This is a genomic window from Sediminispirochaeta bajacaliforniensis DSM 16054, from assembly GCF_000378205.1.
GTDB lineage: Bacteria > Spirochaetota > Spirochaetia > DSM-16054 > Sediminispirochaetaceae > Sediminispirochaeta > Sediminispirochaeta bajacaliforniensis.
In genome coordinates this window covers 44,056-66,051 of record NZ_KB899427.1, presented here as the reverse complement: position 1 = coordinate 66,051, position 21,996 = coordinate 44,056, and the positions used below count along the sequence as shown (strand labels likewise).

The window sequence follows — 21,996 nt, the reverse complement described above, 5'->3', positions numbered from 1 at the left end:
CGGGAGTGTGGCAATGGCTGAGGCCCTGATAGAAGGAATTGAAAAAGATGCCCGAAAGGAAGCGGAGCAGCTGCTTTCCGAAGCAAAGCGGCGGGCCGAAGATACGGTACGTGGGGCCCAAAGCCGTGCCGAGGGTATACTGAAAGATGCGGAGAAGAAGGCAGAGGAGCGTTCGAAACTACTTGCAGACCGTGAGGGCCGTTCGACTGAAGCTGAAATAAAACGGCTTCGGCTTAAGGCCCGGGACGAACTTAGGCGGGAAATTCTTGCCTTGGTCCGCCGGCGGCTTCGAGCGCTACCCGAGCGAGAGGATTACGACGAGATCATTCTGTCCTGGCTTGAAGAGGCCGCCATAGGCACCGGAGCAAAAAATGCCGTTGTCTACGCCGGTTTCAAAGAGCAAACGATAATTACACCTGAACTGCTGAAACGTGCGGAAAAGGAATCAGGTATCAAAGTCTCGCTTGCCGAAGAGCAGGGTTCCGATCCCCCCGAAGGGCTTGGCCTTTTAAGCGGTCGCCAGGGGGTTATTGTAACCGACAGCAAGCGTCGTGTGGTCTATGACAATAGCGTCGAGGCCCGTATCGGAAGGTTGGAAGGCGCACTTCGCAGAATGATTGATCGGGAGTTGCAATGAGCGAACGGATAATTGGAACGGTGGGTCGGGTAAACGGCCCCGTCATAGAGGCGGAAGGGATCAGCGATGCCATGATGATGGAGCTGGTCCACGTCGGTAATAAACGGCTGGTTGGTGAGGTTATTAAGCTTCACGGCAACAGCGCGACTCTTCAGGTGTATGAGGATACCACCGGTATTGCTCCGGGGGATCCCATCTACGGAAGCGGCCTTCCCCTTTCGGTCGAGTTGGGGCCCGGTCTTATCGGTACCATATATGATGGAATTCAGCGCCCCCTCGAGCGCATTCGGGAGGTCTGCGGGACCTACATTGAGCGTGGCATTGATGAGCCTGCCCTGGATCGTAAAAAGAAGTGGACCTTTGCTCCCGATTGTAAGGTGGGGGATGATATCTCGGGCGGGATGATCCTCGGACGTGTGAAGGAAACCGACCGGGTCGAACATCGCATCATGGCGCATCCCGATATCTCCGGACGAATTGTGAGCATTGCAGAAAAAGGTGAATACGCTATTGATGAAGTGATCGGCGAAATCGAGGATGAATCGGGAAACAAGCATAGCCTCACCATGGTGCAGCGATGGCCGATTCGTATACCGCGTCCTTCAAAGAGTCGAAAGCCGCTTACCATCCCTCTCATAACCGGCCAACGTGTCATCGATACTCTGTTTCCCCTTGCAAAGGGGGGAACGGTTGCAATTCCCGGTGGATTCGGCACGGGAAAAACCATGACGCAGCACGCCGTTGCCAAGTGGTGCGACGCCGATATCATCATCTACATCGGTTGTGGAGAGCGGGGTAACGAGATGACCGATGTTCTAACCGAATTCCCTCAGCTCGTTGACCCAAGAACCGGAACAAGCCTTATGGAACGGACCATCCTCATCGCCAATACCAGTAATATGCCGGTTTCTGCCCGTGAAGCGAGTGTTTATACCGGTGTTACCCTTGCCGAATACTTTCGTGATCAAGGCTATCACGTGGCGGTTATGGCCGATTCCACCAGTCGTTGGGCCGAGGCTATGCGTGAGCTCTCGGGCCGAATGGAAGAGATGCCTGCCGAGGAGGGCTTCCCCGCCTATCTGCCCACCCGAATTGCCGAGTTTTACGAGCGGGCCGGCTACGTGGACACCCTGTCCGGCAGCGACGGCTCTGTTTCCATCATCGGTGCGGTCAGTCCGCCGGGGGGTGATTTCTCGGAACCTGTCACACAGCATACCAAGCGGTTTGTCCGTTGCTTTTGGGGGCTCGACCGTCAGCTGGCAAATGCCCGTCATTATCCGGCAATCAGCTGGCTCGAAAGCTATTCTGAATATCTCGACGAGATCACCTCGTGGTGGGAAAAGCGGGTAGGAGAGGAATGGACCTCCGAACGCCGGGAGATGATGGATCTGCTCCAGCGGGAGGTTCGCTTGCAGCAAGTGGTGAAACTCGTTGGTCCCGATGCACTTCCCGATAGTCAGCGTTTTATCATTGAGGTATGTACTCTCTTTAAGAATGCCTTCCTTCAGCAAAACGCCTTCGATGATGTCGATCGCTACTCAACGGTCGAAAAACAGGCGCGTATGCTCTCCCTCATCATCAGCTATTGGAGGAAGGGCCGGGAAGCGATAAAACGGGGAGCAACCCTTTCAAAGGTAAAACGACTGAAAGCGGTCCAGGAACTTGTAAAGATGAAGTTCACTGTCCCCAATGAAGATACCAAGGAGTTCGATAAGCTGGGTGCCAGACTCGAACGGGCCTTTGATCAGATGGAGTCAATGTATGCAGCACGATGACCGAACCCTTCTGTCGGGAAGACAGTATCTCGGGGCGGACAGCATGGAAGGGCCGCTCCTTATCATGAGAAATACGCACCCTGTCGGCTATCGCGAACTGGTCGAATGTGTCGATGCCTCCGGCAAGACTCGTCTCGGCATGGTCCTCGATACCAGCCGGGAGGCCGTTGTCGTTCAGGTCTTTGAAGGGACCAGCGGAATGACCCTCCCTTCTACCAGAACGCGTTTTTTAGGAGAACCCCTTTCCTTGGAAGTTACCGATTCGATGCTCGGCAGGATCTTCGACGGACTCGGCCGGCCCATCGACGACGGTCCCGCTCCCGTTGGGAACGAGGCCCGGGATGTCAACGGTATTGCCGTCAATCCCACCAGCCGTGAATATCCCCGTGACTTTATTCAGACCGGAATTTCGGTCATCGATGGGATGAATACCCTGATCAGGGGGCAAAAGCTTCCCATCTTCAGTGGCAACGGTCTTCCTCACAACGAGCTTGCCGCCCAGATTACCCGTCAGGCGAAAATTCGGGGAGAGGGCACTGACTTCGCCATTGTTTTCGCCGCCATGGGTGTTAAGCATGATGTCGCCCGCTTTTTCATCGACAGCTTCGAAAGTACCGGTGTTCTTGAAAATGTGGCGCTTTTCCTTTCCCTGGCCGATGATCCCTCGATCGAACGGCTTATTACCCCGCGTTCTGCCCTTACCCTGGCCGAACATCTTGCCTACGAGCGTGGCATGCATGTTTTGGTGATACTCACGGATATGTCGAATTACTGCGAAAGCCTTCGTGAGGTAAGTACCCTTCGGGGAGAGATCCCCAGTAGAAAGGGGTATCCCGGTTATCTCTATTCCGACCTTGCCGAAATCTATGAGCGGGCCGGTATGGTAAAGGGCGCCGCAGGTTCAATCACGCAGCTGCCCATCCTTACCATGCCCAACGATGACATCAGCCACCCCATTCCCGACCTCACGGGATACATCACCGAGGGGCAGATCGTTTTTGAGCGGGAAATGCACGGCCGTGCCATCTATCCGCCGGTTGCGGGCCTGCCGAGTCTTTCACGTCTGATGAAGGACGGAATTGGAAAGGACATGACAAGAGAGGATCATCCCCATCTTGCCAGCCAGCTTTTTGCCGCCTACAGCTACGTGAAAGATGTGCGAAACCTTGCCTCTGTCATTGGTGAGGAGGAACTGACTCCCCTTGACCATCAGTATATGCAGTTCGGGGAGGCCTTTGAACGACAGTTCGTCAGTCAACGTCACGACGAGAACCGCACCATCGAGGAGACCCTTGATCTCGGCTGGAAGGTCTTGGGAGAGCTTCCAACCGAAGAGCTCCACAGGGTGACCGACGAAGAGATCGAAACCTATTACGGTCGGTAGTTGCCATGAGAAACCTTGCTCCGACAAAAAGTAACCTCCTCTCTGTCCAGGACGAGCTTAAATTTGCAAAGCTTGGCTATGAACTCTTGGATCAAAAGCGGAATATACTCGTTCTTGAACTCCTGAATCTTGTCGACCAGGCGAGTGATTTTGAAGAAAAGGTGGAGCATAGTCTCGCTTCTGCCTATGCTGCATTGCAGGATGCGACCCTGGACATGGGACGCTTGAGGATCCAGCAGTTATCCCGGGCCGTTAACATGAGCTGTGACATCAATCTGAAAGATCGGCGGGTCATGGGGGTGCAGCTGCCGGTGGTCCAGACCCAATTCGACGACCACCCACCTTATTACAGCCCCTCCGAGACCAGTTTCAGAGTCGACGGTGCTATGCAAAGCTTTAAAGAGGCCCTGGAGCTGATGGGGCGTCTTGCCGAGCTTAAGATTTCCATTATGCGTCTTGCAACCGAGGTGAAGAAAACCATTCGAAAGGTCAACGCCCTGGAAAAGATCGCGATACCGGACCTGAACGAAACGGTTGATTTTATCCGGAACAGACTCGAGGAAAACGAGCGTGATATGTTTATCTTGATGAAGATGGTGAAGGAACGGCTGGAGCGGAAAAAGGAGGAAACAAGCCATGACGGGAATAATTGATCGAATGATGGTGTACCTGGACGGCAGTGAAGAGTCCCTTGCCGCGGCAGCCTATGCGGTGGCCCTTGCCAAGCAGAGTGGTGCCACGCTTTACGCCCTCTATGTGGTCAATACGCGGGCCCTCAATGATCTTGTTACTGCGAGAATCTTTCTTGCCTCGGAGCAGGATGAATATCAACATGATCTTGAGGCAGATGCCGAACGCTATCTTAATTATGCCGTGAAATTGGGTTCCGATCGTGGTATTACCGTTGACCCCTTGCGTAGCCAGGGAACCGTCAACCAGGAAATAAAATCTAAGGTTGATCAGCTTGAGATCGATTTGCTGATCATCGGTGAACTTGCCAGAATCAGAAGCCGCAGGGATGAGTTCTTCGATGAAACCGAGCGGGCGATGCGGTCGGTCGGCTGTTCTGTTTTGATTGTAAAAGATGAAGAACGGGTCTGGGACCTGTACGATGCATTATAGACCAGGGGGGAAACAATGGCGTTCATTGATTTGATAGAGCCTTCGGTGGTACAAATTCCTGTTCGCTCCAAGACCAAAAGTGAGGTTCTTCGAGAACTTGTTGATCTTCTTGACAAGGCTGGCAAGTTGATTTCCGCAGATAAGGCACTCTCCGCCCTCCTTGATCGTGAAGCCAAGGGAAGTACGGGCCTTGAAGAAGGGATAGCCGTACCTCATGCCAAATGTGATGCCGTGGATCAGCTGACGGTTGCCATCGGCATTGCCCCCGACGGAATCGATTTTCAGGCCATGGATGGTAAACCAAGCAACCTTTTCTTTTTGCTTCTTGCTCCGCCTGATCAGGCAGGACAACATATTGAGGCCTTAAGTGAAATTGCGAAGCTGACCCGTTCGAAGAGTTTCTGCCGTCTCCTCCTTGCTTCTCAGAGCCCCGAAGAGGTTGTTGAGTTGTTTCAGGAAGAGTGACGTTCCTCTCTTTGTGTTCCCCGATGTTTTTTCCACTTGATCGGCACTGAGGTGCTGTTTGGATCCCCAACGGAATAGTTGATACTTTCGTGCTATCATTAATTACGGGGTGTTTCCCGGGAGGTAATTGATGAAAAAGAGGTACGAAAAAGCGGCTGTCGTGTTGTTTTCTCTTCTTTTCATGTTTACGGGGATCGGTCTTTTATCTGCTCAGGCCAGTTATGTTGATATAGGGTTGAGTATCCCGCTTTATGTTGGTGTGGGGACTACCGATGACGCCGATGATGATGTCGGTAGTGTCGTTGATTACGCCTTTCTCATTCCAGATCTCAACTATGGCTACTTGTTCGGCGAGGGGCAGATAAAAATGGGTTTCGGATTTCGGCTTTTTACGATTGTCTTCGAAACCATGGCGTATCCGCAGGCAATGATTCGGATCAATGCCGATCCCTTTGTCTTCACCGGAAGTCTGGGAGGCGGAGCTTTCCTCTTTTTCGGTCTGTACAACAATATACTAACCGGAAACTGCTGGCTTTCCGAGCTTACGGCTGCCTATGCATGTAATGAGTGGTTCCAACTCGGCATAGGAGGGACGCTCCTCTATATTCCTTATGGGAACGATAACCTTGAAGGCGGATATGGGTATGTTCCCTATCTCTTTGCACGTTTTGCCTTGGGGGGAAGCGACTAAGCCTCTGACCAAAATCACTATGCAATAGGCCTGTGATGGGGTAGAGTAGGGAGGGAGGCCTATAATGGAAACTATACCTCAACCTTATTTTTTGCCCTATCGACAGCATGGCGAGCCTGAGCATCGGGCCGGTTTTGCTGCTGTCGATTTTCCATGGCAGGAACTCTCTTCCTCCGAGGCTGAATTGCTTCATTATCTTTGCCTTGCGGCCGAAGAGATGAATGAGATGTTTTGCTGGCAGTTTTGCCCTGATACATCGATTATTCTTCATTTTCTCGACACGATTTCCCCCTATGCGAATGAGCACGAAGGCGAAAGCCTCTCTTCCTATCGTCATCTTTTGCTGCTTCAGAATGCTCCGTGGAGCTTACAGCCTCGTAAAAACCATCTTTTGGAAATCGAAGAGGGGCGTGTAAAGGCCCTTGCAGAACAGGCTGGCAGCCTCGATGCCTTCCTCCAGATCAGGCGCTACCTGTTCGACCTTGTTCCTGTTCCCGGGCGTTGCTCGTTTTATCCTCCCGATCTTACCGATGAAGAGCTGGAATCCCTTGGCTCGCCGGCAGGTGAGGTGAACCGTGTTCTTTTTCGCGGTAATGACGGAGGGGTGGATACCATACGAAATGAACAGCTTTTTCCCGAAGCCTGCGGCAGAGCCGCGGATTATTTGCGGAAGGCCCGGGAGCTTAGTGATAATATTTCTTTCAGGCTCTATCTCGATGCGAAGATTACCGAACTTGAGACAGGGAGCCTCGAGGCCCGAAGGGTTGCCGATTATCTTTGGATTCGCCACGACAGCCCCATCGATATTGTCATTTCAACCGCTTTGGAGGTTTATCTCGACGCCTGGAAGAACAACAAGGGTGCGGCCTGTGCGGCGGTGACCAGAATAGATACCAAGAGTGACCGGCTGATAAAGGATCTTCTCGGCCTTGTTCCTGAGTTGGAGGCTACGGCCCCCTGGACGTGGAAGCGAAGTGAAATCGATGAGCATTGCCTGCCCCGGCTGAAATTTGTTGATGTGCTTTTGTGGAGCGGCGACTATGTGACTGGTCCCATGACTGTTGGCGCTCAGAGTTTGCCTAACGATGAGTGGGTCGGTAAGAACATCGGGACCGTCAACATGGTCTATCAAAACACCGGTCGGGCGGTCCATTCACTTTCAGGATCGATTCTGGCCGACCAATTCCTTCCCCGGGAAATTCTCGATCTTGTCGGAACGTCCCTGTTCGAAGGAGGGCAGCTGCACTCTGCCCTGCATGAAATCGGCCACACAACAGGGCTTCAGGATCCCGATCATCAGGGCGAGGCATCGATCTGGCTTGGGGGCGAGTATAGTACCCTTGAAGAGCTTCGAGCGGAGCTTTTCGGTATGTGGGCCTGTGAAAAGGCGGTCTCTGCCTCTGTAATCAACCGCCCATTGGCAGATGCGGCACATTATGCAATGCTTCTGACCATGCTGCGTTCGCTTGCCTTTGTTCCCGACCAGGCCCATACAAATGCGCGTAACATCATGTTTCACTATTTTGAGGAGAAGCGGGCCATTGTATCTACAACAGAGGGGCGCTTCCGTTATGACTTTGCGCTTCTTCATCCCGCGGTGGAGAAGCTTTTGGCCGAGGTCGGCGATATCAAGGCTTCCGGAAACTTGTCTGCGGCCAAGGGGCTGAAAGAACGCTTTTGTTATGATCATCCGGATCGGAAGCTTTTTGAAGAGAAGACAAGGGCACTTCCTTTGGGACGTGGTCTTATATTTCCCATCGTTGAGGTTCGTGATGGAGAGGTTTCCTGCCGATACGATGATTTTCTCCACCGGCTGGGGGAGAAATGAACAAGAGCGACAGGGTACCCCGCATATTGATAGCCGAAGATGACGGAATTAGTCGGCTGTATATTGTTACGGTACTCGGTAAACGCGGTTTTTCTACTGCGGAGGCAGATAATGGGCTCGAAGCCGTTCATTTAGCCACACAGCGGGAATTTGATCTTATTCTGATGGATGTAAACATGCCTGAGATGAACGGCATGGAGGCGACGCAACGTATCAGGGCGCACGAGAAAAAACAGGGGGCAATCCCCGTTCCCGTGATAGCCCTCACCGCCCACGCATATGCGGAAGATATTGAAGCGTGCAGGGCCGTGGGAATGAGCGATTGCCTGGCCAAACCCTTTTCGGAACGTCAACTCCTATCCCTATTGGAAAAATTCTTTCCAGACTTTTCAAAGGGGAAATGGTAGGCCGTCAGGCCCTGAGCGTTGCATCGTAGCCTGCTTCGTCGATCAAGTGGATCAGCTGGTCGGCATCGAGGGATGATTCAACCTCTGCCGTTTTCGCCTCAATATCGACGTTGCAGGATGTTACCTCGGTTTCTTTGCCGAGAGCTGATTCGATTCGCATCTTGCAGTGTCCGCAAGAAACATCGGGCACATCAAAAATGTATTTCATACACTTCTCCTTATTCGTAATGAATTTAGAATCACATTAATCGAGCTGAAACTCATGGCGGCTTCCGCAATTGCCGGATGCAGGAGCCCGGCCGCTGCTGCGGGAAGGGCTATAAGATTGTAGAAAAAGGCCCAAAAAAGGTTTTGCCGTATGGTTCTGACCGTTTTTCTGCTGATGGTTATGGCGTCGGCTATACGATCGAGTCTGTCGCTGACAAGGACCAGATCGGCACTCTCGATACTTAAATCGGTGCCGCTTCCGATGGCGATACCGATATCTGCGGTTTTAAGGCTGGCCGCATCGTTGATGCCGTCGCCGACCATTGCCACAATCTCTCCCTTTCCTTGATATTCGCGAACGATAGCCGCCTTTTCTTCCGGCTTTACCCTTGCCCGCACCTCATCAATGCCTAATTCCGAGGCTACGGCAAGGGCCGTGTGTTTTTGGTCCCCGGTAAGCATGACCGGAGTGATCCCCAGTTCTTTCAGTCGTGCGATCATTGCCGGAGCATCGGACTTCAAGGGGTCGCGAATGGCTATCCAGCCGAGGATACCCTCGTTGCCACGTACCTCGATGACCGTTGCCCCTGTCTGGGTTAGCTCCTTGTAACGGGAATCATCCTCGGGGCGGCCGATATGGTACAAGCTGCCGTTGCAGCTTCCCGCTATGCCCCGGCCGGTTTCTTCGGAAATCTCCGATGCTGAGGGCAGCATCAATCTTTTCTCTTCGGCATAGCTCACCACTGCTTTTGCCAGCGGATGGACAGAGGCCGACTCAATAGACGCTACCGCCGCGAGAGTGGTGTCGTTCAGATTCGTCGAGTCGACCGATGGGCTTCCCTGGGTAAGGGTTCCCGTTTTATCAAGCAATACGGTGGAAAGGGAGCGGGCGTTTCCGATGGCCTCTCCGTTCTTCAGGATGATTCCCCGCCGTGCTGCTGCACCGCTTCCTGCAACCAGAGCCATAGGAGTAGCAAGGCCGAGGGCACAGGGGCAAGCAATAACCATCGTTGCCACAAATACAAAAATCGCCGTTGCAGCCGCTCCCATATCGGGACGCACCCAGGGAAGAATCTGTGAGGCTCTCACCAGCAAGGGGGTCAGGGAGTCATATGCCAGGCCCCATACGACGGCCGCAATGAGGGCTATCGATATAACCACGGGTACAAAGACGAGACTGATTCTGTCGGCAAAGGCCTGAAGGGGAACGGTGGAGGATTGGGCATCTTCCACGAGTTTGATCATCCGCGAGAGAAAGGTATCGGCACCGACCTTGCTGACGCGAACACGGATGAAGCCTGAAGAGAGAATCGTTCCCCCAATAACCTCTTCACCGGTCTGTTTTGAAACCGGAATCGGTTCTCCGGTAATCATCGACTCATCGACGGCACAGCTTCCCTCGATAATCTCTCCGTCCAGAGGTACCTTTTCTCCGCCCCTGACCACGAGAATCGAATCAATGCGCACACTTTCGATGGGAACCTCCCGGATAGTATCGCCTGTTTCCACACGGGCGGCTCGGGCCTCGCCGGCAAGAATGGCGCGGATATCACGGGATGCTTTTCGTTTCAGCTTTGCTTCAATGTATCTTCCTGCAAGATGAAACGCTATGACCATCGCGCCGATGGTGCCGAAAGAGAGAAGCTTCAGAGGGGTCAGACTTAATGGAGCGGTCAGCCACGCTGCGACTGCCCCAATGGAGACCAGGGTATCCATGTTCGCATGGCCATGTGTGAGGGCGATCGATGCCCCTTTTAGGGTGTTTTTCCCCGGTCCGAGGATCAAGTATAGGCCGGCCACCGTTTCAATAAGCGCAAATCCCGGAATATGGATACCGCTCATGTGGAAGATCATGAGAACCATGAGAGGAATCGTCACCCCTCCTGCGATCAAGGCCCGTTTCCCTGCTTCTTTGAATTTTTGTTCCAGCACATCATCTGCGGGGAGATCCGCAGAATAGTGATAACCGGTTTTCTCCACGGCCTGTTGCAATATCTCCTCATTGATCGAAGTATTTCCGACCACATAGGCCTTCTCGGTGGCAAGATTAACCGAGACATACTCAATCCCTTCTATCTTTTTCAAGCCCCGCTCCACAATTCTGGCGCAGGAGGCGCATGTCATTCCCTCAACAGCAAAGGAAAAATGGTTTTTTTCTTCTGCTTCGTCCACTGTGTCCTCCCATACTATTTTGTATCAAAATACGACTAAAATAGTAAAAAATCAATATAGCTCAAAATTTCGCTTTTCATTGAACTTTAAGCGAATTATCGATATAATGGAGTTCTTATGGAAACTTGTGAATATCTTGATTCGTGTCCCTTTTACTTGGGCACGATCGAACGGAAAGCCGTCGATATCGAAACATTAAAAGAAGAATACTGCCGGAAAAGTCCTCTTCGTTGTGCCAGGCATATGATTTCCGTTGCCTTGGGGGTAGAAAAGATTCCTGAAGGGCTTTACCCTGATGAAAAGATGGTTGCCTACGAGCTTATTGCTGGTTCTGCTTGAACCTTGTCGTTCGAATGGATACACTTGCACCGTGGAGGGTAATGATGATCACACAGTCAACACATTTTTACGTTAGAATCAAACCCGATCTGAAAAAATCGTTCGATGATTTTTTCCCCCATATGTCGACTCACTATATCACCACGGCGAAACTTTTCGATAAGAGTAAACGATACCCTGTGCTTGCAGTTGAGAAGGTGACTGTTTTTACGAAAGAGAGTAGCGAAGTAGAGTCCGCCCGTTTCCTTATTCCGACGGAAAATGGGAATTTTGTCTGGATTCAGGCCGAGTTGTTCGAATTTGCCGGCTTTTCCTGTGATGAGGAGTCACAGGGGGAGTAGGTATGAAGAGCATTTTTACCCGTCTCACTGCGTTTTTTTTTCTCTTTGCTCTGACTGTGCCCGGTTTTAGCCAGAATGACGATCCAGGGCAGACGGAAAAACCCGAAGGGGATTCCAAGCCTTTGATCAATATCGATGAGTTAAAAGAGCGTGCTTCGGGACTTTCCGCTGGAATTATCCTTGGAGAACCGAGCGGCATCAGCATAAAGGCAACCGGTAATGGTTCGATGGCCTGGGATGCTGCTCTTGCCTGGTCGTTTCTCAGTCACAACACCGGTCTCTATCTTCATTCCGATTTCATCTATCATTTGAACGGTTTCCAGATGAATAACGGTGCCTTTTTCCGTCCTTATGTGGGCGGTGGCGGGGCCGTTCATTTTTCTTCCGATTTTAAGATTGCCGTGCGTATTCCCATTGGTATAGCCTTTTTCTTCTCCAATATGCCTATCGAGGTTTTCGTTGAAGCGGCTCCCGGCCTTTTGCTCTTTCCCGAAACCAGCAACTATGTCGCCGCAGGAATCGGTATCCGGTATCGTCTATGAGTTCACGTTCACAGTTTATTCCTCTTCTATCGATTATCGGGGCTACCATGCTGATGGCAAGCGCCGGGGTTTTCATCAAGCTCGCCGCAGTTCCTGCCCCTCTTATGTCGTGGTTTCGGACCGCTGTACCCCTGGTTGCTCTTACGATCTTTTACCTGCTTTCCGGCCATCGTAGGCCCGGAAAGCCGAGTGCTCTTATTTTACTCGGCTCTTTTCTGAATGCGGTGCGTCTGCTGCTGTTGTTTGCTGGGTATCTCTTTACTTCTGTTTCCAATGGAATCATGATTCTCTATTCCTGGCCGGTTTTTGCGACCCTTTTTGGTGCTCTTTTCCTGAAGGAGCGCATACCTCTTCGTAATGTGTTCCTCCTATTACTTGCCTTTGCCGGGATCGGCGTTGTTTATAGTCAGAGCGGTTTTGCGATTGAGAGCCGAGATTTTATCGGCATGTCCATGCTTTTGATCAGTTCGGCCCTCTATTCTTTGACGGTTATTGCCTTTAAGGCCGCTTCGCTTCGCTATGATCAGATTGCCACAACCTTTTATCAGAATCTTGTTCCCGCCCTTCTCTTTACGCCTGCACTCTTTTTCTGGCCCTTTCCGACAGGATCCTCCCTTGCCTATGCGTCTCTCTATGCCGTATTGATAGGATTGGTGGCTTTCCTTCTCTTTTTCACCGCACTTAAACATTTGCCCGCTTCGGTAACCGCCCATCTCTCCTACCTTGAGGTTTTTGGTGCCCTTGCTTTGAGTGTTCTTGTCCTGGGAGAGACGCTTTCCTGGAATAAGCTGGTGGGAGGGGCAATGATTCTCTTATCTGTGCTTTTTGTGTCCAGGGGGAATCAAAATAAAGGTGGAGAGGACCAGAAGACCGAAGCCGATATATAGCAGGGAAAAAAAGAGGGGCGGAAAGTCATAGAAGATAATCGATCGAATGAGTCGTCCGATAAAGGTGATATCTCCTTCCGCCCTCTGTCCCGCGATAATCCTAAGCCGGTATTCCCACTCGGTAAGGGGGCAGGTGATGCCCGCAAATGATTCAGCCGCCACCAAAAGAACCGCCCCGAGGTGGAGAAAACGGAACAGCCGGTTTCTGACCCACCGCCGTCGGGCAATTGCTCCTATTACGATCACTATTTCACCGCCGACGGCAAAGAGAACATAAAGAAGGTGAATAAAGACTATCAGGTCGGCGGCATAGGCTGCAACTACCGGGGGGATGTTCATTGGAGAAGGCTGCCGAAGAGCCGCATAAGGTTTTCTCCGCAGATGCCTTGTATCTCGTTTTGGGAAAAGCCTCGATTCGACAGGGCCTCCGCCAGTAAGGGGAATCCCGCAGGTGAGTCAAGGTGCGGGGGAAACATGATGGTCCCGGGATCCATGCCCAACCGTTCTCTCAGCCGCTCGACGGCCTCGGGATAAAAATAGGTAAAGTCCGGTCCTATACCGATATGTTCACTGCCGATTCGTTCCGCCGCGTAACAGATATGATCGAGGAGGGAGTCGAGGGATGCTTCGGCCGGTGGTGTGTGAATAAATGCCGCGACAAGGGCCATTCCCAGGACCCCTCCTGCATCCCGTATGAGCCGCAACTGGTGATCGGAGAGATTTCTCGGATGATCGGTGATCCCCTTTACTCCTGCATGCGATGTCATAAAGGGCTTCGGGTACGATGCTGCCGCTTCTTCGAAAAGCCGCTCTCCGGCATGTGCCAAGTCGAGAACCATGGGTAACTTCGCCAATTCCTTCAGCAAGGTTTTTCCCGCCAGCGAAAAGCCGCCGTTGGATGGTTCGAGGCAGCCGTCGCCGAAAGCGTTTCGAAGGTTGTGGGTAAAGGCAAAGGAGCGTACGCCGAGGCGGTAGAAGGTTTTGAGTAGGGCAGGATCTTTGCGGAGAAGAGCTGCCCCTTCGATATGAAGAAGCAATCCCGTACCGGAGCCGTTCATCATCTTCTGCAGATCACTTCGGTTCCTGACAACCTGCCAGGCCTCGGCATGCTCCTCCTCCCGGAGAACAGCCTCGATAACACGAAAGGCGTCCACAGGATCGGCAAGATCGAGATCGTCGACGGCAAAATCACCGCCGACGGTCATCACCTCAAGTGCAACTCCCCCCGATTTAAGCATGGGGAGGTGCTCGGCGGTCATGACATCCCCATACCGTGCACGGGGAGATTGGATAAAGCGAATCCCGAAGTCGCTGTGAGCATCAACAAATTTCATCATTTCCTTCTTTATTCCCTAAAAGCCTTCAGTATGGAGTCGATCTTCTCGTTCACTATTGCTTCGACATAAACCGCCTGTCCGATCGCTTCTTCCTTTATAATTCTGCCTTCGCGATGGAGAAGAGCGACCAGATCGTAACGATCAAGGGGAATACGATAACGATGGCCTAATGTGTGCTTCTCCAGCATGGCGGCAATCCGCTCTTTTAATGCATCAAGATGCAATCCGCTTTTTGTGGAGATAAAAAGGGCCTGAGGATCCGCCTCCCGCAAAGGGGCAAGGAGAAGCTGGTCGTGGGGGAGGTCAGCCTTGTTGAGGACGATGATCTGGTCCGTATCTTCCGCTCCGATTTCAGAGAGGACCTGCCTGGTTGTGCGGTAATGCTCTGCGGCTTCAGGATCCGAGGCATCGATAACATGTATCAAAAGATCAGCCAGAAGGGTTTCTTCCAGGGTCGCACGAAAGGCATCGACCAAGGCATGGGGAAGCTTGCGGATGAATCCGACGGTATCGGTAAGCAGAACGCTTCTCCCTCCTGAAAGTTCAAGCCGCCTGGTCGTGGGATCAAGGGTAGCAAAAAGCTTATCCTCCGCATTGACCGTCGATCCTGCTAAGGCGTTGAGAAGGCTTGATTTCCCGGCATTTGTATAGCCGACCAAAGCTACCGTGGGCAGAGGCACCGATCTCCTCTGCTTTCTGGCGGTGGCACGCTGTTTGCGTACCCCTTCCAGCTCTTTCTTGAGTTTCGCAACCTTGGCAAGGACAATCCGCCGGTCGCTTTCGAGCTGTGTTTCTCCCTCTCCTCTTGTCCCGCGGGACCCTCCGCGCTGCCTGGACAGGTGGGTCCATGCCCTGGTAAGTCGGGGAAGGCTATATTCCATGCGGGCAAGGGCAACCTGCAGGCTGGCCTCGCGCGTTGCGGCCCTGTCTGCGAAGATTTCCAGGATAACTTCCTGGCGGTCGATGACGACACAGCCCGAAAGCTGCTCCCAGTTTCTTTGTTGTCTCGGCGTTAGGTCGTCGTCGATGATGATGACCCCCGCATCGAGCTCGTCGGCACTGTCGGCTATCTCCTCACTCTTCCCGCTTCCCAGTAAAAGGGCGGGAGAGGGAGCCCTCAGTGGAGCCACCGTTGTGCCGGCGATCGTCAGTCCAAGGGTTTTCACAAGACCCTTGAGTTCTGCGAGATGAGCCTCGCAACTTTTCTCACTCTCTTCCGCTCTGCGCAGTTCAACAAGAAATGCCCGCCTTTCCCGCGGAAGCGAATCTTCTGTTTCACTCTGGTAGGTTTCGATCATTACCGATTATGGTACACCCGGGAGGCTTCGCATGTCCATTACGGCCGGCTTGAGTCTTTCATCACGCTATTGATCACCACGATACTACGGCAGGGGAGCAAATCTTGAATCGCCACGGTACGATTGTGCTTATGAATACAGTGTGATCGCCCCAATGCCTTACAGAAATAATGGCTCAACTCCTTTTTCTTGACAAATTTGCCAAAGCGGGAAAGACTAAAAAAGGCTAAAATATGAAAAGCTGGGATTTGAACTTCTTCCATATCAATGACTTTTTAAAGTTAGTCGAGTGTAAAAATTTTTCTGCCGCGGCCGACGAACTGTACATTACCCAGTCGGCGCTTTCGAAACATATACAGGCTCTGGAAAAAACACTGGGTATACAGCTTTTTATCCGTAACAATAAAACAACCAGGCTTTCAATTGGTGGTCAGTTTTTTCTTCCCTATGCGAAAAAATTCAATGATTGCTTTTTACAGATGAACAAGGAATTGTGCCAGTTCATTGACCAGGAGCAGATGGATTTCAATCTGGGGTGCCTGATCACCATGGAGTTTTACGGTATCGTAGAAGCGGTGGCCGCTTTCAGAACCGAATTTCCCAATTTCACGATAAAGATGAACGAGTTTAAATATAACGAGGATAAGCTGCTGAGTAACAGTCTTAGTTCCGGCGAGTTTGATCTTGTTTTTTGCGATTCGCTTTTTCTTAAAACAAAGCGATTTGAAAAGATCGCCTTTACCAGGGATCATCTGGTCGCCGTAGTGAATCGCAGTTGTCCGCTGGCTGAGCAGAAACAGATAGAGCTGCAGCAGCTGCGTACCGAACCGCTGTGTTTTTTGAGTAACCGGACCACCACGTATTCTTACTGCGTTAGACTTTGCGAGGAAGCGGGGTTTACTCCTAATGTGTATTTTCAGGGCACCCGAATTGGAAATGTTTTTGAATTCGTCCAGAACAAAATGGGTATCGCCCTACTTATGGAAAAATTTACCTCCCACATCACATCGGAGGATCTTGTTGTTCGCGATATTATTCCTACCGCGGAAAGATCTATCTGTCTGACCCGCCTGCGAAATAGCTTCCATAATGCTGCGTCCGAGGCCTTCTGGGAATATATCGACAACTATTCCAAATCGGAATAGTTGTTTTTTTATTGCGATTGCGTTTTTTAAAACCCGGATACCATAATAGCTCTATTCAATAAGTTCCACTGCGCTTTCGTCAGTAGGACGAACAGGATGGCGTTCATCGCCTGCCGATATCGGAATGCGCTAGCGGTGGCGCCCTGCTGAAAAAAATGTGAGGAGTACAGTATGGCAATCGAGAAGTTTTTACAGTTCGGCGTAAGACAAAAGATTTACCAGGGGCCGGGATGTATTTCGGTTATTCCCCGGGTTTTGGAAACCGAGGGATGGAAGCGGGTAATGCTGGTTGCCGATCCAGGCTTGTACAAGGCCGGGGTGATCAAACCCGTGGAAGCCCTTTTAAAGGCCGCTCCCGGAGTGGAGTATACCCTGTTTACCAATGTACGCCCTAATCCTGAGGCCGTTACCATAGAAGACGAGGCGATACCGCAGGCCCATCAGTTTAAGGTCGATGCGCTTATCGCCGTGGGGGGCGGCAGTACTATGGATACCGCCAAGGGCGTTGCAATTGTCGGCGAAACGGATCATGGGGTGATGGACTTTATGGGCTGGCCTCCCGCGAAACCGTTGCCCCATAAAACTTATCCAATTATTGCGGTTCCCTCAACGGCTGGTACCGGCAGTGAGGTGTGCAGAAACGCGGTTATTTGCGACCAGAAAGGTTTTAAACTCGTTCCCATGCACGATTCGATTTTACCGGCTTACGCTGTTATGGATCCTCATTTGCTTGCCGGACTTCCCTTTGCAGTGGCTGCGGCGACTGCGGTGGACGCATTTACCCACGGTCTTGAATCCTACACCAACATGAATGCGAACGATTTTACTGAACTCTTTTCGCTTCATTCGCTGGAACTTATCGGCGAGGCGATACGGCCGTTTGTGGCGAACCCTGCGGTTACGAAGTGGGCCAACATGATGAGTCTCGGCTGTATGTACTCGGGATTTTCCCTTGGTATCGCCAGTATAGGGCAGGATCATGTAATTACCCACCCTATGTCGGAAGAGCCTTTTCACATGCCACACGGCGATGCCTGCGGCATGGTGCTTCCCGCTGTAATTGAATGGAACGGTCAGGGTTGCAAAGAAAAATACCGCAAAGCTTATAATGCCATCACCAAGAAAAATATTCCCGAAGGAGATTTCGAGGTGAGGATGCTGATCGACTGGGTTATCGATCTTTGCCGGGACCTCCATATCGCTGGAGGCAAAACGTTTGAGGAATGGGGTTACAATGACAACGATGTGCTCGATCTTATGTTGAAGCATCCGATTTTCAATAACAAGGATACGACTCCCAACGACCAGTGTGCATACCCAAGAGTAACTATGATGAAGGATTTCGCCTATCTGATTAAGCGGACGAATTATTACTCTAAAATTATCGCAAGTAAAAACTAGGGAGGTGTTCTGATGCAGATGATTATTGGTGGCAGGAAAACCAGCTCGCGGGACGGTAAAACCATCGACGTTATCAACCCGGCGAATAATAAAAAGCTCGATACCATTCCCATGGCTACCGAAGAGGATGTGAACGAAGCGGTAGTCAACGCCAAGGAAGGGCAGAAGGAATGGGCCGCTATTCCGCTCATGGATAAAGAAAAAATTATTCAAACGTTCGTGCAGCTTCTTGAGGAACGAAAGCGTGAGATTATCGCGGTTTGCACCCGGGAATGCGGTAAACATGTGGCCACGACGATTTTTGAATATAACCAGACGATATCGGTTTTCCCCGGGTACATTGAGGCGGCAAAGCGGCTCGACGGCCAACTTCTCGTGCCGGGCTCTGAACCGGGGCATGACGGCAAAACAGCCCAAGATCTCATTATGGTAACCCATGAGCCTTTGGGCACCGTGGCGGCAATAGTGCCTTTTAACGCACCTATGCTGCTTTACGCGTACAAAGTGGCCCCCGCGCTGGCCGCAGGGAACGCGGTCATCGTGAAGCCGCCGACGGACAATCCTTTAACGGACATTCTTATTACCGAACTCCTGCTGAAAGCCGGTGTTCCGGGCAACGCCCTGCAGATTATAACCGGCTCGGGATCGAAGGTTGGAGATTGGCTCCTGCGGAACCCCGGAGTTGACGCTGTGAGCATGACCGGCAGTACAGAAGTGGGTGTAGGCATTGCCGAGCTTATGGCCAAACGTCTTGCACCCTGTGTATTGGAATTAGGCGGCAACGATCCCTTTATCGTTATGCCTGACGCGGATATCGATGCGGCGGCAGCCAGGGCTTGGGGGAGCCGTAAAGGCAACTCAGGGCAGATTTGTATTTCTTCAAAACGCTTTATCGTGCACAACAGCGTCAAGGAAGCTTTTACTCAAAAACTTTTGGAGCTGGTTAAAGGGATCGAAGTGGGCTACGACGACAATATCGAAGAAATAATGGACGAGGCCTTTTCCCATACCGACCGCACGAACGCCAAGGGAGAGAAAATGGGCGCCCTTATCAGCGAAGAGGCCGCAGAGCAGGTTGAGGAGCAGGTTCAAAAGACCATAGACCAGGGAGCAAAGCTCGAATGTGGTGGCAGGAGGGAAGGGGCTTTTTACTGGCCGACGGTACTCTCTGGGGTTACCAAAGATATGGACGTGGCGAAGAATATGGAAATCTTCGGCCCTGTGTGGCCGATTATCGGCTTTGATACGATGGATGAAGCGATCGAAATTGCCAACGCTAGTGACTTTGGGCTTTCCGGTTGCGTGATGACTAAAGACTGGAAACTGGGTATGCACGTCGCGCGGAATGTGCAGTCGGGCGGCATGGTTGTGAACGGGTCCTCGGTGTACCGCAACCAAATGCAGCCCTTCGGCGGCCAGAAAATGAGCGGCATGGGGAACGAAGGGCTGACTACTTTGCATGAGATGACCAAGATCAAAAATATCGTGCTGAAAGGTTTTCTCCAATAGGGGACGGCATGGAAAACTACGTTGAGTTTAAGAATATTAGCAAAGCCTTTGTCGGCGTCCAAGCCTTGGACAATATCAGCTTCCGGGCCGATGGCGGTGAAGTCTGCGCACTCCTCGGAGAAAACGGCGCGGGTAAAAGTACCCTTTTGAAAATTTTAACCGGCGCCCGGGAAGCAAGCTCCGGTGAATATTTTATTAACGGTAAAAAGGTTCTTTTTAAGTCACCGATCGAGGCGCTCCGTTACGGCGTCAGTGTGATTTACCAGGAACGCCAGCTTGTGGGGGACTTGAGCGTGACGGAGAACGTTTTTATGGAAGACCTCTATCGGAATAAATTGGGCGTTGTCAATTTCAGGAAATCTCACGGCGAGATGAAAAAACTCATCGACCTCTTCCAGATGCCTTTTCACCCCCACGATAAAGTGAATTCCCTGTCAGTCGCCCATCAGCAGATGGTGGAGATCATGAAAGCCTACCGCCGTAATAGTATGATAATCGCTTTTGACGAACCTACGGCTTCCCTTTCGGATCCTGAAATCAAGGTACTTTTCTCGCTTATCGAAAAGCTCAAACAGAAAGGGAAGGTTATTTTCTATGTGTCCCACCGAATGAAAGAAATTTTTAAGATAGCTGACAAGATCATCATTTTAAAAGACGGCTGTTTTATCGAAGAGGTAAAAACCACCGACGCCACCGAAGACGAACTTGTGCTGAAGATGGTAGGCCGAAATATCGGCGACGTGTTTAATAATTTGAGCCGGAACGACAAAATCGGCGAAGTGGTACTGGAAGCGAAAGGCCTTGAAAATGATTATATCAAAGGTGTGAATTTTACCCTCCATAAGGGGGAGGTGCTCGGTTTCGCGGGCCTTGTAGGCGCCGGACGTTCGGAAACCATCAGAGCTATTTTCGGCGCTGACAAGCTCAATGCGGGTGAGATTTACGTTAATGGAAAAATCCAGAAAATACGAAGCCCTCGGAACGCGATCCTCGCGGGTATCGGTGTTTGCCCAGAAGATCGCAAAGAGCAGGGACTCGTCCTCGAGCGTTCGATCAGGGAAAATCTGACTATTCCGATTCTGCATAACCTGGCAAAGCTCGGGGTGATAAGCCGCCGGAACGAACGGCAAATCGCGAGGCTGGCGGTGGAAAAACAACGGATCAAAACCCCTTCGATAGACAAAGTGGCGGTGGAACTTTCCGGCGGGAACCAGCAGAAGGTTATCCTCGGGCGCTGGCTCCTGGCGAACCTCAAAGTTCTTATCCTCGACGAACCGACCAAAGGTATCGATGTGGGGACCAAGGCGGAAATCTATCAAATGATCTGTGATTTGGCTAAATCGGGCCTCGGGGTGATTTTTATTTCATCTGAACTGCCTGAAGTCGTTAATGTCAGCGACCGGGTAATCGTAATGCGGGAAGGCCGGATAACCGGAGAACTGAACCGGGAAGAACTCTCCGAAGAAAATGTTTTAAAACTTGCCATGAGGGAAAGGTAACCGATGGAAAACAGCGGAAAAATAAATAAAAGCGAGAATACGGGACTGACCAAGAGTCTCATGCAATCGAGCGAGATCATGATGTTGGTCGTCTTGCTGCTGGAAATTTCCTTTTTTACGTTCATGAACAGGAATTACCTGTCCTATTTCAATATGACCAATATACTGCTGGCAGCCTCGACCGTAGGCCTTTTGGCCATCGGCGAAACCTATCTTATTATCGCTGGTCATATCGATCTGGCAAGTGCCAACGTGGCAGCCCTTTTTGGGACTTTGGTGGCGATTTTGATCAACGCCGGCGTTCCCTGGCCTATTGCTTCCCTTGTGGTGGTAATCGCCAGTGTTTCGGTAGGACTGGTTAATTCGTGTTTGGTAAACATTTTTGGTCTTCAGCCTTTTATAGCCACACTGGCGGTCTCTTCGGTGTGTTCTGGACTTGCGTTTATTATCTGTAAGGGGAAATCGGTCCCCATAAATGAGGAAATGTTCATCAAATTCGGTACCATGAAAATTGCCGGAATTCCGTTTCCTGCGATTTTACTCATCGTCTTTTTCATAATTTTCGGGTTTATCCTGGGACGGACCGTATTCGGGAGGAGCGTCTATATGATAGGCGGCAACCCCACCGCGGCGTGTTTGGCCGGTTTAAATCCAAAAAAAATCAGCACAATTCTGTACATCATTAGCGCCATGGTAGCGGCTTTCGCCGGTGTATTGATGACCGCAAAAATGCACTCAGGACAGCCGGGGGGAGGTGCCGGAGCGGAGTTTGACGCCATTACCGCGGCCATCCTCGGTGGAGTGGCTTTCACAGGCGGCAAGGGAAACCTGAAGGGCTGCTTTATTGGTCTTCTTATCATGCAATGTTTCAACAACGGCCTTACGGTTATTAACGTTTCGGCCTTTTGGCAGATTGTCGCAAAAGGTCTGATTTTAATTGCGGCTTTGATATTTGACTTCTTCCGTAGGGAGAGGCTTGAAAGATAAATTTTTTAAGGAAAGGGGGGAAA

At 51.4% G+C, this 21,996-nt stretch carries 23 protein-coding genes; 18 read left to right on the top strand and 5 right to left on the bottom strand.

Translation table 11 applies throughout. The annotated features are described in order from the left end of the window. The first annotated feature begins 13 nt into the window (after nucleotides 1-13). The 9 genes from F459_RS0118240 to F459_RS0118200 all read left to right on the top strand — a co-directional run bounded on the left by F459_RS0118240 (nucleotide 14) and on the right by F459_RS0118200 (nucleotide 8,309). Complete coding sequence (locus F459_RS0118240; RefSeq protein ID WP_020614152.1) at nucleotides 14-637, top strand: V-type ATP synthase subunit E; 624 nt, start codon at nucleotides 14-16, stop codon at nucleotides 635-637. Continuing rightward, nucleotides 634-2,412, top strand: a complete 1,779-nt coding sequence (locus F459_RS0118235) for a V-type ATP synthase subunit A (protein ID WP_020614151.1) — start codon at nucleotides 634-636, stop codon at nucleotides 2,410-2,412. Before F459_RS0118240 ends, F459_RS0118235 begins: the two co-directional genes overlap by 4 nt. Continuing rightward, a complete protein-coding gene (locus F459_RS0118230) occupies nucleotides 2,399-3,796 on the top strand; it encodes a V-type ATP synthase subunit B (RefSeq protein ID WP_020614150.1) in 1,398 nt (465 codons plus the stop codon). Before F459_RS0118235 ends, F459_RS0118230 begins: the two co-directional genes overlap by 14 nt. 5 nt (nucleotides 3,797-3,801) lie before the next feature. Then, nucleotides 3,802-4,449 (top strand): V-type ATP synthase subunit D, encoded by a 648-nt coding sequence (locus F459_RS0118225; protein ID WP_020614149.1) that lies wholly within the window; start codon nucleotides 3,802-3,804, stop codon nucleotides 4,447-4,449. Continuing rightward, nucleotides 4,433-4,918 carry a universal stress protein gene (locus F459_RS0118220; protein ID WP_020614148.1) on the top strand — a complete coding sequence of 162 codons (486 nt, stop codon included), beginning with the start codon at nucleotides 4,433-4,435 and terminating at the stop codon, nucleotides 4,916-4,918. Before F459_RS0118225 ends, F459_RS0118220 begins: the two co-directional genes overlap by 17 nt. Nucleotides 4,919-4,933: 15 nt before the next feature. Beyond that, nucleotides 4,934-5,383 carry a PTS sugar transporter subunit IIA gene (locus tag F459_RS0118215; RefSeq protein ID WP_020614147.1) on the top strand — a complete coding sequence of 150 codons (450 nt, stop codon included), beginning with the start codon at nucleotides 4,934-4,936 and terminating at the stop codon, nucleotides 5,381-5,383. Nucleotides 5,384-5,513: 130 nt separating this feature from the next. Beyond that, nucleotides 5,514-6,074 carry a hypothetical protein gene (locus tag F459_RS0118210; protein ID WP_020614146.1) on the top strand — a complete coding sequence of 187 codons (561 nt, stop codon included), beginning with the start codon at nucleotides 5,514-5,516 and terminating at the stop codon, nucleotides 6,072-6,074. Nucleotides 6,075-6,138: 64 nt separating this feature from the next. Further along, nucleotides 6,139-7,902 carry a hypothetical protein gene (locus F459_RS0118205; RefSeq protein WP_020614145.1) on the top strand — a complete coding sequence of 588 codons (1,764 nt, stop codon included), beginning with the start codon at nucleotides 6,139-6,141 and terminating at the stop codon, nucleotides 7,900-7,902. Further along, nucleotides 7,899-8,309: a response regulator gene (locus tag F459_RS0118200; protein WP_020614144.1), complete on the top strand. Its 411-nt coding sequence runs from the start codon at nucleotides 7,899-7,901 to the stop codon at nucleotides 8,307-8,309. The genes F459_RS0118205 and F459_RS0118200 overlap by 4 nt, the downstream gene beginning before the upstream one ends. A 4-nt stretch (nucleotides 8,310-8,313) precedes the next feature. Here the strand turns inward: F459_RS0118200 and F459_RS0118195 are convergent, their stop codons facing one another. Both F459_RS0118195 and F459_RS0118190 read right to left on the bottom strand, forming a co-directional pair. Further along, on the bottom strand, nucleotides 8,314-8,517 hold the full coding sequence (locus F459_RS0118195; protein ID WP_020614143.1) for a heavy-metal-associated domain-containing protein: 204 nt from the start codon (nucleotides 8,515-8,517) through the stop codon (nucleotides 8,314-8,316). After that, nucleotides 8,514-10,688 carry a heavy metal translocating P-type ATPase gene (locus tag F459_RS0118190; protein WP_020614142.1) on the bottom strand — a complete coding sequence of 725 codons (2,175 nt, stop codon included), beginning with the start codon at nucleotides 10,686-10,688 and terminating at the stop codon, nucleotides 8,514-8,516. The genes F459_RS0118195 and F459_RS0118190 overlap by 4 nt, the downstream gene beginning before the upstream one ends. A 117-nt stretch (nucleotides 10,689-10,805) precedes the next feature. Here F459_RS0118190 and F459_RS0118185 point away from each other — a divergent pair, with 117 nt between their 5' ends. The 4 genes from F459_RS0118185 to F459_RS0118170 are packed head-to-tail and all read left to right on the top strand — an operon-like array spanning nucleotide 10,806 to nucleotide 12,797. Next, nucleotides 10,806-11,027: a hypothetical protein gene (locus F459_RS0118185; protein WP_020614141.1), complete on the top strand. Its 222-nt coding sequence runs from the start codon at nucleotides 10,806-10,808 to the stop codon at nucleotides 11,025-11,027. Between the two features lie 44 nt (nucleotides 11,028-11,071). Further along, complete coding sequence (locus F459_RS0118180) at nucleotides 11,072-11,368, top strand: hypothetical protein (RefSeq protein WP_020614140.1); 297 nt, start codon at nucleotides 11,072-11,074, stop codon at nucleotides 11,366-11,368. A 2-nt stretch (nucleotides 11,369-11,370) separates the two neighbouring features. Further along, the gene (locus F459_RS0118175; protein ID WP_020614139.1) at nucleotides 11,371-11,910 is read left to right on the top strand and encodes a hypothetical protein; all 540 of its coding nucleotides are present in this window, start codon (nucleotides 11,371-11,373) and stop codon (nucleotides 11,908-11,910) included. Beyond that, entirely contained in the window at nucleotides 11,907-12,797 is an 891-nt protein-coding gene (locus tag F459_RS0118170; RefSeq protein WP_020614138.1) for a DMT family transporter, read from the top strand. Before F459_RS0118175 ends, F459_RS0118170 begins: the two co-directional genes overlap by 4 nt. Here the strand turns inward: F459_RS0118170 and F459_RS0118165 are convergent. From F459_RS0118165 to hflX, 3 genes are read right to left on the bottom strand one after another with little or no spacing between them, the layout of a single operon-like run. Then, complete coding sequence (locus F459_RS0118165; protein WP_026295104.1) at nucleotides 12,723-13,136, bottom strand: DUF2784 domain-containing protein; 414 nt, start codon at nucleotides 13,134-13,136, stop codon at nucleotides 12,723-12,725. The genes F459_RS0118170 and F459_RS0118165 overlap by 75 nt on opposite strands. Next, on the bottom strand, nucleotides 13,133-14,131 hold the full coding sequence (locus tag F459_RS0118160; RefSeq protein WP_020614137.1) for a dipeptidase: 999 nt from the start codon (nucleotides 14,129-14,131) through the stop codon (nucleotides 13,133-13,135). The genes F459_RS0118165 and F459_RS0118160 overlap by 4 nt, the downstream gene beginning before the upstream one ends. A gap of 11 nt (nucleotides 14,132-14,142) precedes the next feature. Beyond that, entirely contained in the window at nucleotides 14,143-15,432 is a 1,290-nt protein-coding gene (gene hflX / locus F459_RS0118155; protein WP_020614136.1) for a GTPase HflX, read from the bottom strand. A 233-nt stretch (nucleotides 15,433-15,665) separates the two neighbouring features. On the opposite strand from hflX, the gene F459_RS0118150 reads away from it, so the two are divergent. The 5 genes from F459_RS0118150 to F459_RS0118130 all read left to right on the top strand — a co-directional run bounded on the left by F459_RS0118150 (nucleotide 15,666) and on the right by F459_RS0118130 (nucleotide 21,973). Continuing rightward, the gene (locus F459_RS0118150) at nucleotides 15,666-16,577 is read left to right on the top strand and encodes a LysR family transcriptional regulator (RefSeq protein WP_020614135.1); all 912 of its coding nucleotides are present in this window, start codon (nucleotides 15,666-15,668) and stop codon (nucleotides 16,575-16,577) included. Between the two features lie 171 nt (nucleotides 16,578-16,748). Then, a complete protein-coding gene (locus F459_RS0118145; RefSeq protein ID WP_020614134.1) occupies nucleotides 16,749-17,978 on the top strand; it encodes an iron-containing alcohol dehydrogenase in 1,230 nt (409 codons plus the stop codon). A 12-nt stretch (nucleotides 17,979-17,990) separates the two neighbouring features. Next, complete coding sequence (locus F459_RS0118140) at nucleotides 17,991-19,487, top strand: aldehyde dehydrogenase family protein (protein WP_020614133.1); 1,497 nt, start codon at nucleotides 17,991-17,993, stop codon at nucleotides 19,485-19,487. Between the two features lie 8 nt (nucleotides 19,488-19,495). Then, nucleotides 19,496-20,986, top strand: coding sequence for a sugar ABC transporter ATP-binding protein (locus F459_RS0118135; RefSeq protein ID WP_020614132.1), 1,491 nt, complete (start codon nucleotides 19,496-19,498; stop codon nucleotides 20,984-20,986). A gap of 3 nt (nucleotides 20,987-20,989) precedes the next feature. Then, complete coding sequence (locus F459_RS0118130; protein ID WP_020614131.1) at nucleotides 20,990-21,973, top strand: ABC transporter permease; 984 nt, start codon at nucleotides 20,990-20,992, stop codon at nucleotides 21,971-21,973. Nucleotides 21,974-21,996 lie beyond the last annotated feature (23 nt).